13 protein-coding genes are annotated in these 13,712 nt (G+C 63.3%); 5 read left to right on the top strand and 8 right to left on the bottom strand.

The window, feature by feature from the left end; genetic code table 11:
• Positions 1-25: 25 nt before the first annotated feature.
• On the top strand, positions 26-715 hold the full coding sequence (locus V1475_RS09200; protein ID WP_479412509.1) for an NAD-dependent deacylase: 690 nt from the start codon (positions 26-28) through the stop codon (positions 713-715).
• Positions 716-940: 225 nt separating this feature from the next.
• Here the strand turns inward: V1475_RS09200 and V1475_RS09195 are convergent, their stop codons facing one another.
• The 5 genes from V1475_RS09195 to meaB all read right to left on the bottom strand — a co-directional run bounded on the left by V1475_RS09195 (position 941) and on the right by meaB (position 4,151).
• Positions 941-1,492 (bottom strand): 2OG-Fe(II) oxygenase, encoded by a 552-nt coding sequence (locus V1475_RS09195; RefSeq protein WP_479412508.1) that lies wholly within the window; start codon positions 1,490-1,492, stop codon positions 941-943.
• A 147-nt stretch (positions 1,493-1,639) separates the two neighbouring features.
• Positions 1,640-2,113, bottom strand: coding sequence for a copper chaperone PCu(A)C (locus tag V1475_RS09190; protein ID WP_479412507.1), 474 nt, complete (start codon positions 2,111-2,113; stop codon positions 1,640-1,642).
• A gap of 40 nt (positions 2,114-2,153) precedes the next feature.
• Positions 2,154-2,501: a hypothetical protein gene (locus V1475_RS09185; protein ID WP_479412506.1), complete on the bottom strand. Its 348-nt coding sequence runs from the start codon at positions 2,499-2,501 to the stop codon at positions 2,154-2,156.
• A gap of 136 nt (positions 2,502-2,637) precedes the next feature.
• Positions 2,638-2,925, bottom strand: a complete 288-nt coding sequence (gene rpmB, locus V1475_RS09180; protein WP_066710480.1) for a 50S ribosomal protein L28 — start codon at positions 2,923-2,925, stop codon at positions 2,638-2,640.
• A gap of 248 nt (positions 2,926-3,173) precedes the next feature.
• Positions 3,174-4,151 (bottom strand): methylmalonyl Co-A mutase-associated GTPase MeaB, encoded by a 978-nt coding sequence (gene meaB, locus V1475_RS09175; protein WP_479412505.1) that lies wholly within the window; start codon positions 4,149-4,151, stop codon positions 3,174-3,176.
• Positions 4,152-4,248: 97 nt separating this feature from the next.
• On the opposite strand from meaB, the gene V1475_RS09170 reads away from it, so the two are divergent.
• Both V1475_RS09170 and hrpB read left to right on the top strand, forming a co-directional pair.
• Positions 4,249-4,926, top strand: a complete 678-nt coding sequence (locus tag V1475_RS09170) for a DUF3108 domain-containing protein (RefSeq protein WP_479412504.1) — start codon at positions 4,249-4,251, stop codon at positions 4,924-4,926.
• Between the two features lie 52 nt (positions 4,927-4,978).
• Positions 4,979-7,393: an ATP-dependent helicase HrpB gene (gene hrpB / locus V1475_RS09165; protein ID WP_479412503.1), complete on the top strand. Its 2,415-nt coding sequence runs from the start codon at positions 4,979-4,981 to the stop codon at positions 7,391-7,393.
• 91 nt (positions 7,394-7,484) lie between these two features.
• On the opposite strand, the gene V1475_RS09160 is transcribed toward hrpB, so the two are convergent.
• A complete protein-coding gene (locus V1475_RS09160) occupies positions 7,485-8,912 on the bottom strand; it encodes a TrkH family potassium uptake protein (protein ID WP_479412502.1) in 1,428 nt (475 codons plus the stop codon).
• Positions 8,913-8,991: 79 nt separating this feature from the next.
• The gene (gene gndA / locus V1475_RS09155) at positions 8,992-10,413 is read right to left on the bottom strand and encodes an NADP-dependent phosphogluconate dehydrogenase (RefSeq protein ID WP_479412501.1); all 1,422 of its coding nucleotides are present in this window, start codon (positions 10,411-10,413) and stop codon (positions 8,992-8,994) included.
• A 189-nt stretch (positions 10,414-10,602) separates the two neighbouring features.
• On the opposite strand from gndA, the gene V1475_RS09150 reads away from it, so the two are divergent.
• Entirely contained in the window at positions 10,603-11,061 is a 459-nt protein-coding gene (locus V1475_RS09150) for an NUDIX hydrolase (protein ID WP_479412500.1), read from the top strand.
• Between the two features lie 116 nt (positions 11,062-11,177).
• Positions 11,178-12,659 (top strand): inorganic phosphate transporter, encoded by a 1,482-nt coding sequence (locus V1475_RS09145; RefSeq protein WP_434288445.1) that lies wholly within the window; start codon positions 11,178-11,180, stop codon positions 12,657-12,659.
• A 118-nt stretch (positions 12,660-12,777) separates the two neighbouring features.
• Here the strand turns inward: V1475_RS09145 and argF are convergent, their stop codons facing one another.
• Positions 12,778-13,707 (bottom strand): ornithine carbamoyltransferase, encoded by a 930-nt coding sequence (gene argF, locus V1475_RS09140; protein WP_434288447.1) that lies wholly within the window; start codon positions 13,705-13,707, stop codon positions 12,778-12,780.
• Between the last annotated feature and the right edge of the window lie 5 nt (positions 13,708-13,712).

Genomic DNA, 13,712 nt, shown 5'->3' with positions numbered 1-13,712 from the left:
CAAGGTGGACCAAAAGGAGAGCGTGATGACAGGCGGCATTTTCATCTTGTCCGGCGCGGGGCTTTCGGCGGAAAGCGGGCTGAAGACGTTTCGGGCCGAAGACGGGCTTTGGGAAGATCACCGGGTCGAGGATGTCGCGACCCCCGAAGCCTTCGCCCGTGATCCTAAGCTGGTTCAGCGCTTTTACAACATGCGCCGGGAGCAGGCGGCCAAGGCCGCACCGAATCCCGCCCACCGGGCACTCGCGCGGCTCCAATCCGAATACGATGCCCCGGTCTATCTCGTGACCCAAAACGTCGACGATCTGCTGGAACGCGGCGGGGCGCGAGACGTGATCCATATGCACGGCGCGCTCAAGGATGCCCTGTGCGCCGCCTGCGGTCATCGCTGGGCGGCCCCGATGGTGATGGATGTCGAAGACCCCTGCCCCGCCTGTGGCACACTCGCGACCCGGCCCGACATCGTCTGGTTCGGGGAAGTCCCCTATCACATGGACACCATTCAGGACGCGCTCAAGGACAGCGATCTCTTTGTCTCGATCGGCACGTCGGGTGTCGTCTACCCGGCGGCCGGTTTCAGCCAGATGGCGCGCAGCCTTGGTATCCGCACCATGGAGCTGAACCTCGAGGCCTCCGGCGGGCGGTTCGACGAGGTCCGCGAAGGACCGGCGAGCACCGTGGTGCCCGATTGGGTGAATGAAATTTTGGCCGACTGAGCGCAGCTGAGTATTTGCACAGCAAAGGAAACCCGAATGCGCCCCGGCCGCCGGTTCATGGCACTGTCGCGTCACCGGAAGGGGTTTCGGCCACACGGGCCGGGGCGTCTCCTTCGCTGACGGTCATCGGCGCTCCCGCCTGTACCGCAAAGTCACCTTAATCAGATTAAGGTTAACGCCCCGTTGACGGACCCAGGCTTTGCGTTTTCTTTGCTGGTAAAATACTCACCGAAACGCCGGGCCATGCACCCAGGTCGAAAGGGAAAAGCGTTCACCCGAACTCACGGGCGTCACGCGGTGCAAGACGAAGGACGGGAAGAGCACCGCGGAGCCCTTGGCACGGTCCGCTTCGCGGATATTCGCATCCGGTTGCAACTCGAGAGCCCCGCCCGCGTACTCCGCCGGATCGGAAAGCTGGATCACCATGGTCAGCTTGCGCTTGGACGCCAGAGCGCCCTCGCCGATGTCGGAATGCCATGTGAAATGCCCCTGCCGCTCGGCGCCGTAACGCGCGACCTGCGGGCTTTCGCCGAATTCGGTCAGCGCGAAATCGAAATGCGTGCGGTTCGCCTCGGCGACCAAACGCATGATGCGCTCCATGATCCAGTCCCCCCCGGCACGCTCGTCGAGCCACGCCAGATCGGCGCGGCGCAGGTTATGGTCGGAGCGGTTCTTCACCAGCCCCGCATCCGAAAGCTCTTCTTCACGCGCAAGCGTGACGATCGCATCACATTCGGCAGGCGAAAAGGCCTCCGGGAACGCATAGACGCTCAACATGATCTGTCTCTTCAACTGTCAAGAAAGGGCGCGGGCCGGTCTATAATGTTCCGTCTCGCTCAAGGCGTCATCTAAGCCTTTTTTCGATCCGCGCAAGAAAAAAGGCACGCGCCGGAACGCGTGCCTCCTGTCTCCAATTTGGGCGGATCAGTTGCCCATCTTGCTGTGATCCATCGGCATGGCTGCCTCGCCACGCTCCAGATCGACCGGGATCTCGACGGTGATGTCTCCAGCCTTCTCGAAGGTCAGGGTCACGGTCACGGTGTCGCCCTGAGTCATCGGCTGCAACAGCCCCATGAACATGACGTGATCGCCGCCGCGAGCCAGCGCATGGGTGCCATGGGCCGGGATCTCGAACCCTTCGGGCACATGGACCATTTTCATGATGCCGTCGCCCATATCCTTATGGGTGTGCAGCTCGGTCACTTTGGAAATATCGGATTTGGCGTCGATCAACCGGTCCGCCTCGTCACCGGTGTTCTCGATGATGAAGAAGGCCGCGCCAGCCTTGGCCATCATGCCCGAAGAGCGGGCGAAGGGATCGACGATGTTGATGTCGGCGACAGCGGGCAGAGCGAAAGCGCAGGCGGCAAGCCCGGCCAGAAGGGTGGATTTGAACATGTGCGGTCCTTTGGGTCTGATATTTGAAAACGAAGGGAAATCAGACCAAAGGCGGCGCGCGGGCACAGGCGTGGGGCGGGACCGTGTCATGACCACGGGCGGCAAAGGTCGAGGGCGTGAAGCGCAGCATATGCTGCACAGGCGGTTGCAGGTCGAATGCATCCGCGAGCCCGGCGATCACGCTCAGAGCACAGTCGGGACAGATGTGGCTCGGGCCGATCGGTTGACCATCTGCACCCGTGAGCACGGTAATCGGTCCCGTGCCGGTGCAAAGCACCACCGCACCCGTCGCATCGCGCATGGTGCCCCGCGCCACGGCCATGGACTGGGACGTGACGATGAGCAGGAACGCGACCAGAACGGCCTTTATCGTGCGGGTGATGCGCATGGTGGAGGCACTTTAGCGATCCGTTCCCGAAAGAAAAGGGGGCAAATATCGGAACCGGGCCAACAAGAAAACCCCGCGAGGCAAAGCTCACGGGGTTCAATCTTTGGGAAAATCCGAAAGGATCTCGCAGAAAGGCTTAAGCGGCTGCTTGGGCCTTCGCGATGTCTTTCTTGATTTTCAGCGCGTTGTCGGACAGCTCTTCGTCGCGGGCTTTCGCGAGGAAGGCGTCGAGACCACCGCGGTGGTCGACGGAGCGCAGAGCCGACGCAGAGATGCGCAGCTTGAAGGAGCGGCCGAGGGTTTCCGAAATCAGCGTCACATCGTTGAGGTTCGGAAGGAAACGGCGGCGGGTTCTGTTTTTGGCGTGGCTGACATTGTTGCCAGTCATCGGGCCTTTACCGGTCAGTTCGCAACGACGCGACATGGGTTCATCCTCGTTTCTACTTTCGAAAGCAAAAGCTCTCGCAGTTTAAAAGACTCGTTTCTGTCTTATTCGGCCCTCTTTTACGCGCCCCCGCCCCGGACGCAAGTCCGAAAAGCGGCGTGAAACACGGGGAAAGACCGATTTCCAACAGAAAAGGACACAGCTATCAAGCCGCGCCCAAAATTCAGTTTGCGGTGCATAGGCGATCCGGGGAGAATCGTCAAGCCTCTTCCCGAACCGAACCGGCTTCAATGCCCGCGCAAAGCTGTCAGGACATCCGCAGCCGCATGGCCCGGCGTGATCTCCCCTCTGGCGACCTTGCTCGCCAGCCCGGAGATCATCGACTTCAAAGGCTCTTTCTCGAGCTGCGACAAAAGCCCGTGCCGAATGTCCTGCGCAAACCAGTACTCGGCCTGTTCCGACCGACGCTTGTCGAAGAACCCGTTCTCACGCCGCCAATCGATGAGCGTGTTCATCTCGCCCCAGGCCTCTTGCAAGCCCTTCTCTTCGATTGCGGAAACCGTCATCGCCTTGGGAAAATCCATCGGGTCCTGCGGACGTTTGCGGATCAGCCGGAGCGCCCCCGCATAATCGGCGCAGGTGCGTTGCGCCGCGGGTTTGAGATCACCGTCGGCTTTGTTCACCAGAATCAGATCGGCCATCTCCATGATGCCGCGCTTGACGCCCTGCAATTCGTCGCCGCCCGCTGGCGCCAAGAGCAACAGGAACAGATCGGACATCTCGGACACCACGGTTTCCGACTGCCCCACCCCCACGGTCTCGATCAGGATCAAATCGTAGCCCGCCGCCTCGCAAAGCGCCACAGCCTCCCGCGTACGCCGCGCCACACCGCCAAGTTCGGATTGCGAGGGCGAGGGCCGGATAAAGGCGTTCTTTTCCCGTGACAGCAATTCCATCCGCGTCTTGTCGCCAAGGATCGAGCCGCCAGAGCGCGAGGACGACGGATCGACGGCCAGAACCGCCACCTTCAGCCCCTCTTTGATCAGCATCATGCCAAAGCTTTCGATAAAGGTGGACTTGCCCACCCCCGGCGTCCCCGACAACCCGAGCCGCAGCGCCTGACGCCCGCACTTGCCGATCTCTTCCATCAACGTGATCGCCTTCGCCCGGTGATCTTCCCGCGCGCTTTCGACCAGCGTGATCGCACGGGCCAGAGCGCGACGGTTTCCGGCAACGATCTCTTCGGCGAGCTGTTTTATTTCCATTACACTGTTCCGGCAAATTGGACGCAAGTTCACGCTGTTTTCTCCTGTGCCCGGAGCGTTGTCTACCCCCGCCTCCCGATTTGCGAGTGTTCGTGCCATGGCGTTGCGCCTTCTCTTCCCGCTTCTTCTCCTCGCCCAGCCGCTTTTTGCCGCAGACCGTCAGATGCGCTATGACATTCATCTCGGCGCGCTCAAGGTCGGCCAACTCGGTCTTGCCGCCGACGAAACCGCCCGGGACTATGCCGTCACCGCCCGGTTTCGCGACGCGGGGCTGATGGCGGCGTTGGTGAACATCCGCTTCGCCGCGACGGTTCAGGGCAAGGTGCAGGACACCCGGTTCCGACCCCTGCGCTACGAAGAGGACATCGACACCGGACGCAGACAGAGCCGTGTCCGGCTCGCCTATGACAACGGCCACCCGGAGGTCGTGACCTATGAGCCCTCGGCACCGCTTCTGATCCGCCTCGCCGATCAACACGGCACGCTCGATCCTCTGAGCGTGCTTTATACCCTGCTGCGCGACAGCCCGCAGCCCTGCGCCACCAACCTCAACCTGTTCGACGGACGGCGTCGCAGCGCGGTGACCCTCTCGGAGATGCAGGACCTCACCTGTCAGGGCCGCTACAGTCGCATCGCAGGCTTCAGCGCCGAAGAGATGGCGGAGCGGCGCACCTTCCCCTTCACCTTGCACTACGCGCGACAGGACGGGACCTATCGCCTGATCGCCGCAGAGATCGAAACGCTTTGGGGAACCGCGCGCCTCACCCCACGGTAAAGCCCGTTCACGCCCCCTTTTCGGCTGCGCAGCTTTCCCGCATAAGGGGGGCATGTTTACGCCCCGCCTCCCCATCGACGACGCGCTCGACCCGCTGATTTCCGCCGTGAAAACGGCAGGCCGCGCCGTGCTCATGGCTCCCCCCGGGGCCGGCAAGACAACCCGCGTGCCGCTCGCACTTTTGCCCGAGGTGACAGGCAGGATCGTCATGTTGGAACCTCGTCGCCTCGCCGCGCGCTCCGCCGCCGAGCGCATGGCGGAGACGCTGGGCGAACGCGCGGGCGAGACCGTCGGCTACCGCATCCGCGGCGAGGCGAAGGTGTCGAAAACCACCCGGATCGAGGTGGTGACAGAAGGCATCCTGACACGCATGCTGCAATCCGACCCGGAACTGACCGGGGTCGGCGCGGTGATCTTCGACGAATTTCACGAACGCAGCCTGAACGCCGATCTCGGACTCGCTCTCGTCTGGGAGGTGCGACAGGCCTTGCGCGACGATCTCGTGCTGATCGTCATGTCGGCCACGCTCGACGCGGCCCCCGTGGCGGCCCTGCTCGACGATGCTCCTGTGGTGCGCTCGGAGGGGCGCGCTTATCCGGTCGAAACCCGCTGGCTCGATGCGCCCCTTCCCAAGATGCAGCGGCTGGAACAGGCGGTCGCCGATCTGACGCTCCGCGCGATCTCGGAAGCCCCCGGTTCCGCTCTCGTTTTCCTGCCCGGAGAGGGCGAAATCCGCCGGGTTCAGATGCTGCTCGAAGGCCGGGTCCCCAAGGATTGCGCCATTCGCCCGCTGTTCGGCGCGATGAAATTCGCCGACCAGCGCGCCGCAATCGCCCCCGCCCGGGAGGGCCGCAAAATCGTACTGGCGACCTCGATTGCCGAGACCTCCTTGACGATCGAAGACGTGCGTATCGTGGTCGACGCGGGCCGGGCGCGTCGGGCCCGGTTCGATCCGTCCTCGGGCATGTCGCGCCTCGTCACCGAACGGGTCTCCCGCGCCGAAGCCGAACAGCGCCGGGGCCGCGCGGGCCGCGTCTCCGACGGGGTCTGTTACCGGCTCTGGACCAAAGGCGAAGAAGGCGCCCTGTCCGCCTTCGCCCCCGCCGAGATCGAGACCGCAGACCTCACCGGCCTCGCCCTGGAACTCGCGCTCTGGGGCGCCTCCGAGGCGGATCTCGCCTTCCTCACGCCGCCCCCCGCCGGCCCTCTGGCAGAGGCGCGCGCCCTGCTTCACGGCCTTGGCGCGCTCGACGGCGAAGGTCGGATCACGGCCCATGGCAGGGCTTTGGCGGCGAAACCGCTGCACCCAAGACTTGCACATATGCTGCAAATTGCGGGTGCACAGGCCGCAGAACTCGCCGCACTCTTGAATGAACGCGATCCTTTGCGGGGGGCAGGCGCGGATCTGTCCCTGCGCATGCGGGCGCTCACGTCTCCCGGCACGGCCGACCGCGGCGTGATCGAGCGTGTCAAACAAGAAGCCAGGCGGCTCACGCAAGGCCTGCCACAAGCGGCCTTCATGAGCCTTGGCGAAATGGCCGCACTCGCCTACCCCGACCGGATCGGCCTGCGGCGTCCCGGCGATCAGCCGCGCTATCTTCTGTCCGGCGGCAAGGGCGCGGTGATGGCGGAAAGCGACGATCTGGCTTCCTCGCGTCTCATCGTCGTCACCGACACCGACGGTGCGGCGCGGGATGCCAAAATCCGGCAGGCCGCCCAGATCAGCGAAAGCGAACTGCGCGGCCTCTACGGCGACCAGATCGGCTGGGCCGATGTTTGCGATTGGGACAAGCGCGAAAAACGCGTGATTGCGCGCAGGCACGAGATGTTCGGCGCGCTCATCCTTGACGACCGGCAATGGAAAGACGCGCCCCCGGAGGCCATCGCCCGCGGTGCGCTTGTTGGCCTGCGTCAGATCGGCCTGCCCTGGACCGATGCCGCGCGCCGCTTTGCCGCCCGTGTCGCGCTGATGGGTGCGGATTACCCCGACATGACCGAGGCCGCTCTCTTGGATCATCTCGAAGACTGGCTTCTGCCCTACCTCAAGGGCGCGAAAACCGAGGCCCAGCTCCGCGCTCTCGACATCACCGAGGCGCTGCGGGGCATGCTCGACTGGGATCAGATGCAACGACTCGACCGGGAGGTTCCCGGCGCGTTTGAAAGCCCCGTGGGGCGTAGATTGCCGATTGATTATTCGGGCGAACACCCCGAAGTCACCGGGCGATTGCAGGAATTTTTCGGCACCAGGGTGCACCCGACCGTCGGCCCGAACCATGTACCGCTGAAAGTGGTTCTGACCTCTCCCGCGCATCGTCCGGTTCAGGTGACGATGGATCTGCCGAATTTCTGGAAGACCTCTTATGCCGACGTGCGCAAGGACATGCGCGGGCGTTATCCGAGGCACCCCTGGCCCGAGGACCCGACAGAGGCCGATCCGACGCTGCGCGCCAAACCGCGTGGCACCTGAAAAGCTTTCGTTAAAGACTGTGACAGTCCCGAGGGAGAAATGTGACAGCGTTTTAACCTTTGCCGGGCCGTTTATGACAAAGCGTTAAACCTTAGCGCGCCGACACAAGCTCCCGCCAGAACAGCGGTGCAAACAGCGCATAGACCGTCGCCATCTCCAGCCGTCCCAGATACATGCCGAAGGTCAGCACCAGCTTCGACGGCGTATTCAGCGTCGCGAAATTGCCCGCCGGTCCGATGATATCGCCCACACCGGGACCGACATTCGCCAAGGCCGTCAGAGCCCCCGAAGTGGCTGTGGACATATCCTGACCAAAGAAACTCAAAAGCGAAGCGAGTACACCGAATGTGGCGGCGTAGAGCACGAAAAACGCGATCACCCCGGACAGCGCATCCGGGGACACGGGGCGGCCTTCGTATTTCACGAACGTCACCCGGTGCGGCGCATAGCTTTGCCGGATCTGCGCCTTGAGCCCCCGAAACGCCACAAGCCAGCGCATCGCCTTGGCACCGCCCGCGGTCGACCCCGTGGCCCCACCCGCCGCCGTCAGGACGAAGAACGCCACCACGGCAAAAGACCCCCAGAGCGTGTAATCGGTGGTCGCATAGCCCGTCGTCGTGACCACGGAAATCACGTTGAACGCCACCAGCCGCAGCGCATCGAACAGCCCCTCCCCCCGCGTGATCATCAGCCAGAGCGACAGCCCCCCGATGCTCACCGTCAGCGAGACCAGCATGGCAGAGACCTGTTCAGACCTCCAACGCCCATGCCGCAACCCCCTGATATACCAGGAAAACGGCAAAGCCCCGAAGAGCATGAACAGCGTGCAGGTCCATTGCAGGAACGCGCTGTCGAAATGACCGAAGGAGGCGTCGTAGCCGGAATATCCGCCCGTCGACAGCGTGGTCATGGAATGGGTGACGGCGTCGAAGGGCGACATGCCGCCGACGAAATAAAGCAAGGCGCAGATCACGATCAGGGCGAAATAGATCTGCAACGTGGCGGAGGCGAACATAGTGGCGTTGCGCAGCTCGCGCTCGCCGGTTTCCGAACTTTCCGACCGGAACAACTGCATACCGCCGACCTTGAGGATCGGCAAAAGCGCGATCCCTGTGACGATGAAACCGACGCCCCCCACCGCCTGAAGAATCGCACGCCAGAGGATGATCCCGTGCGGCGTGTCATCGAGTCCGGTCATGACGGTGGAGCCGGTGGTGGTGATCCCCGACATCGCCTCGAACAAGGCATCGGTCAGCGAAAGATCATAAGCATAGAGCGGCAGCGCACCACACAGGGCGGCCACCATCCAGACCGAGGAGGTCAGAAGAAACGTGTGCAGCGGGCGCAGACCTTCGGTGCGTGGCGAAGAGGCCATCGCAAGTATGCCCCCCACAAAGCCGGTCAAGAGCGCGACCTCCTCGAAGATCTTCGAGGTCTCGGGAAAGATCAGGGCGACCCCCCCCATGAGGACGGCGAAGAAGACCATCACCAGACCGTTGATGAAGATGACGAAACTCATGCGCGTCTCACTGACCCGGGAGGTCGGGCATAGGGATGAGAAATCACAAAACCCTGTCCCCTTGCAAGGGCGGCGTTTGTCAGCTGTGCGCCACACTCCCGGCCCATGGCCCGTGTTGCCCCGCGCCGCCATCGACCCGTTCGAACCCATGCGCCCCGAAGAAATCGCGCTGTGCCTGAATGAGATCGGTGGTGCCCCGCCCCTGTCGCATCGTGTCGAAATACGCGAGCGCATTGGCAAAGGCCGGCACCGGCAATCCCGCGGAGGCGGCATAGGCCACCGTACGCCGCAACGCTGTGCCGCCCTCGCGGATCAGCCCGGCGAAACGCGGCGCAAAGATCAACTGGCCCTGCGGCAGCCCCTCGCGGATCGCAGAGGCCATATCATCGAGAAGGGCGGAGCGGATGATGCAACCCTCGCGCCAGACCTCGGCGGCAGTGGCGAGATCGAGGCCCCAGTCATATTGATCGGAAGCGGCGGCGAGAATTTTAAAGCCCTGATCGTAGGCAATCATCTTGGCAGCCAACAGCGCCTGTTCCAGATCGGCATCCGAGGGGATCGGCAAGCCCTCGCCCCCCAAATCGCCGAACAACGCCTGCCCCGCCTGCCGCGTCTCCTTTTCCGACGACCAGGACCGGGCCGCGACCGCCGCTTCGATGGTGGAGGGCAACTGCCCCAACCGGATCGCCTCGATCGCGGCCCAGCGCCCGGTGCCTTTCTGCCCCGCCGTGTCGACGATCACATCGACGATGGGCCGACCGGTCACCGGATCATCGGTGCCGAGCACACGGGCCGAAATGTCGACCAGATAAGAGTTGAGCGGCCCCTCGTTCCATGCCGCAAACAGCGCCCCGATCTCGCCGGGCGCACGCCCCGCCCCGTCGCGCAGGATGCCATAGACCTCGGCGATCATCTGCATATCGGCATATTCGATGCCGTTGTGCACCGTCTTGACGAAATGCCCCGCCCCGTCCGGCCCGAAATGCGCGGCACAGGGGACGCCCTCATGTTTGGCGGCAATCGCCTCGACGATGTCGCGGATCACGGCATAGCTCTCCGGGTTGCCGCCGACCATGATCGAGGGCCCGTGCCGCGCCCCCTCTTCACCACCCGACACGCCCATACCGATGAAATTGAGGCCCTTGTCACGCAGAGCGGCCTCACGACGGCGGGTGTCGTGGAAATCGGCATTGCCCGCATCGATGATCATATCGCCCGCCTCCATCAGCGGCACGAGCGCCTCAATCACCGCATCGACCGGCCCGCCCGCCTTGACCATGATGATCACCGCGCGGGGTTTGGCGAGCGAGGCGATCAGCGCCTCATAGGTTTTCGCGGGCACGAGGCGTTCCGCGAGATCGCCCCCCGAAGCGACAAAAGCATCGGTCACGGAACCGGTGCGGTTGAACACGGCAACCGGGAACCCCTTTTCGGCGATGTTGAGCGAAAGATTGGCGCCCATGACGCCGAGGCCGACAAGACCGATCCGAGCCTGAGACATGGTCCGGCAACTCCTTCTTTTGTCAGATGAAACGCGGCGCGCAACCGGGAGAGATGCGCGCCGAAATACCTGCTCAAAGATAAGGCAATCCGGCTTTGCGACAAGCATTTCCCCAAGAAAACTTGCAATTTCGGAAATCCTGCCCTATGTATATACGCAATATAGACATAACAGGCACATCATCATCCCATGGCAACTTTGCTCAAATCCGCCTGGACAGGCGTCTTCGACCCTCTGCTGCGCCGGCCCGACCGCGTGCAATCCGCCGCCCTGTGCTGGCGCAAGGGCAAGAAGGGCAAGGAAGTGCTTTTGATCACCTCGCGCGACAGCGGGCGCTGGATTCTGCCGAAAGGCTGGCCGATCGACGGGCTCGACGGCGCCGGGACCGCGGCACAGGAAGCCTGGGAAGAGGCCGGGGTCAAACCTGCACGGGTGAAACGCCAGCCGGTGGGCCTCTACCACTACATCAAGAAGCTCGACAACGGCCTGCCCGCGCCGGTGGAGGCCACGGTCTATCCGATCGAGGTCGACCATCTCGAGGGCGATTTCCCGGAAAAAGGTCAACGTCAACGCAGCTGGATGAGCCCGAAACAGGCCGCCTCTCTGGTCGACGAACCGGAACTCAAGGACCTGTTGCTCTGTTTCTGAGCCAACGCCTCCCGCTTCATCTTCGTCATGACGCGCTCCGAAAGGCTTGCAATGCAAGGCCGGGCAGGTTAGCGCTGCGCCCGATTGTAACGGTTTTATGACAAAGCGGAGCGCCGATGTCGGAGACGGAAGATCACGGAAAACAGTGGAAGACGCTGGACAAGGACCTGAACCGGATCACCCAGTTCGAGTCCGCCACCTTTCACATCGCCCGCCCGATGGTCGGTCTCGGTGTGGCGCTGGCCTTCATCATCGTCGCGGGGCTTCTCGCCGCCTTCCTGTTCGGCGGTCAACCCGGCTCCGCCGTGGTGATCGCCGCCGCCGCTCTGGGCGCCTATATGGCGATCAACATCGGCGCCAACGATGTCGCCAACAACATGGGTCCTGCGGTCGGCGCCAACGCCCTGACCATGGGCGGGGCCATCGTCATCGCCGCACTCTTCGAAAGCGCAGGCGCGCTCCTTGCGGGCGGCGACGTGGTCTCGACCATCTCCAAGGGCATCATCGACCCCACCGCCATGGCCGACACCCGGATTTTCATCTGGGCGATGATGGCAGCCCTTTTGTCCTCCGCCCTCTGGGTCAACCTCGCCACATGGATCGGCGCGCCGGTTTCCACCACCCATGCCGTCGTCGGCGGCGTCATGGGCGCAGGCATCGCGGCGGCGGGTTTCGGCACCGTCAACTGGGCCTCCATGGGCACGATCGCCGCAAGCTGGGTGATCTCGCCGCTTTTGGGCGGTGTGATCGCCGCCGGTTTCCTGTGGTTCATCAAGGCGCGCATCATCTACAAGGATGACAAGATCGCCGCCGCCCGCGTCTGGGTTCCGGTATTGATCGGCATCATGATGGGCACGTTTGCCACCTATCTGGCGATCAAGGGGTTGAAACAGATTGTTCATATCGACCTGTTGACCGCCGTGCTCATCGGTCTCGCCGTGGGCGCGCTGTCCTATGTCGGCTCCGCACCGCTGATCCGGCGGCAGTCTCAAGGGCTGGAGAACCGCAACAAATCGCTCAAGGCGCTGTTCGGCCTGCCGCTGGTGATCTCCGCCGCGCTGCTGTCCTTTGCCCATGGCGCCAACGATGTCGCCAATGCCGTCGGCCCTCTGGCCGCCATCGTCCATGCCAATGCCGAGGGCGGCTTTGCCGGAAGCGTCAATATCCCCCATTGGGTCATGGTGATCGGCGCGCTGGGGATTTCCTTCGGCCTCATCCTCTTCGGCCCGAAACTCATCCGCATGGTCGGCAGCCAGATCACCAAACTGAACCCGATGCGCGCCTATTGTGTCGCGCTCTCCGCCGCCATCACCGTGATCCTCGCAAGCTGGCTCGGCCTGCCGGTCTCCTCCACCCATATCGCGGTCGGTGGCGTCTTCGGCGTCGGCTTTTTCCGCGAATGGTATCACGAGAAGCGCCTCGACGAGACCGCGCGTTCCAAGAAGATCACCCGCATCGCCGCCGAGGAGCGTCACCGCCGCAAACTCGTGCGCCGCAGCCATTTCATGACCATCGTCGCCGCCTGGATCATCACCGTTCCTGCCGCCGCCACGATGTCCGCCGTGGTGTTCTGGTTCCTGGCGCATTTCGCAGGCTGATCCGCAAAACAAAAGGGCGCCACACCGGGCGCCCTTTTCCATGTGTAAGACCCGAAACACCAGCCCCCCGTTGGGGCTCCGTTCGCATCTCGGGTCAAAGGCTCCCCCGGAGCCTCTGTCATTTGCCCTCGACGCACCACCGCATGATCGCCTTCTGGGCGTGGAGCCGGTTTTCGGCCTCATCGAAAATCACCGATTGCGGGCCGTCCATCACCGAATTCGTCACCTCATCGCCCCGGTGCGCCGGCAGGCAATGCATGAACAGCGCATCGGGTTTCGCAAGCGCCATCAACCGCCGATCCACCCGGTAGGGCCGAAGCTGATTGTGGCGGCGTTCGCGCGCCGAAGCCGGATCGTGCATCGACACCCATGTGTCCGTCACGATGAGATCGGCACCGAGCACCGCCTCGGACGCGTCGCGCACAATCTCGACGGAGGAGCCCTTGGCCCGCGCCTCCTCGACAAAGCCCATCTCCGGGTCCAAAGGCTCCGGCCCGGCAAAGGTCAGGTCGAACCCGAACTGCCCCGCCGCATGGATGAAGGACGCGCAGACATTGTTGCCATCGCCGAGCCACACCACTTTCTTGCCCTTGATCGAACCGCGATGCTCCTCATAGGTCAGGATGTCGGCCATGATCTGGCAGGGGTGCGTGCGGTTCGTCAGCCCGTTGATCACCGGCACGGAGGCATATTCCGCCATCTCCAAAAGCGTCTGCTCTTCGAAGGTACGGATCATGATCATATCGACATAGCGCGACAGAACGCGGGCGGTGTCGGCGATGGTTTCGCCATGGCCGAGCTGCATATCGGCCCCCGAAAGCACCATGGTCTGCCCCCCCATCTGGCGCACACCCACGTCAAAAGACACGCGCGTCCGGGTCGAGGGTTTCTCGAAAATCAGCGCCACCATCTTGTCCTTGAGCGGCAGCTCCGCGTCCAAAGCCCCCTTCGGCTTGTCGTGGCGCGCGTTCTTGGTCAGCTTCGCGGTCTCGATGATCCGGTGCAGGTCTTTGGCGGAGGTTTTGTGAATGTCGAGGAAATGGTTCATCTGTT

Source organism: Celeribacter sp. SCSIO 80838 (assembly GCF_056498065.1).
Note: the sequence above shows the minus strand (reverse complement) of the source record. Positions and strands in the feature narration are given on the sequence as shown.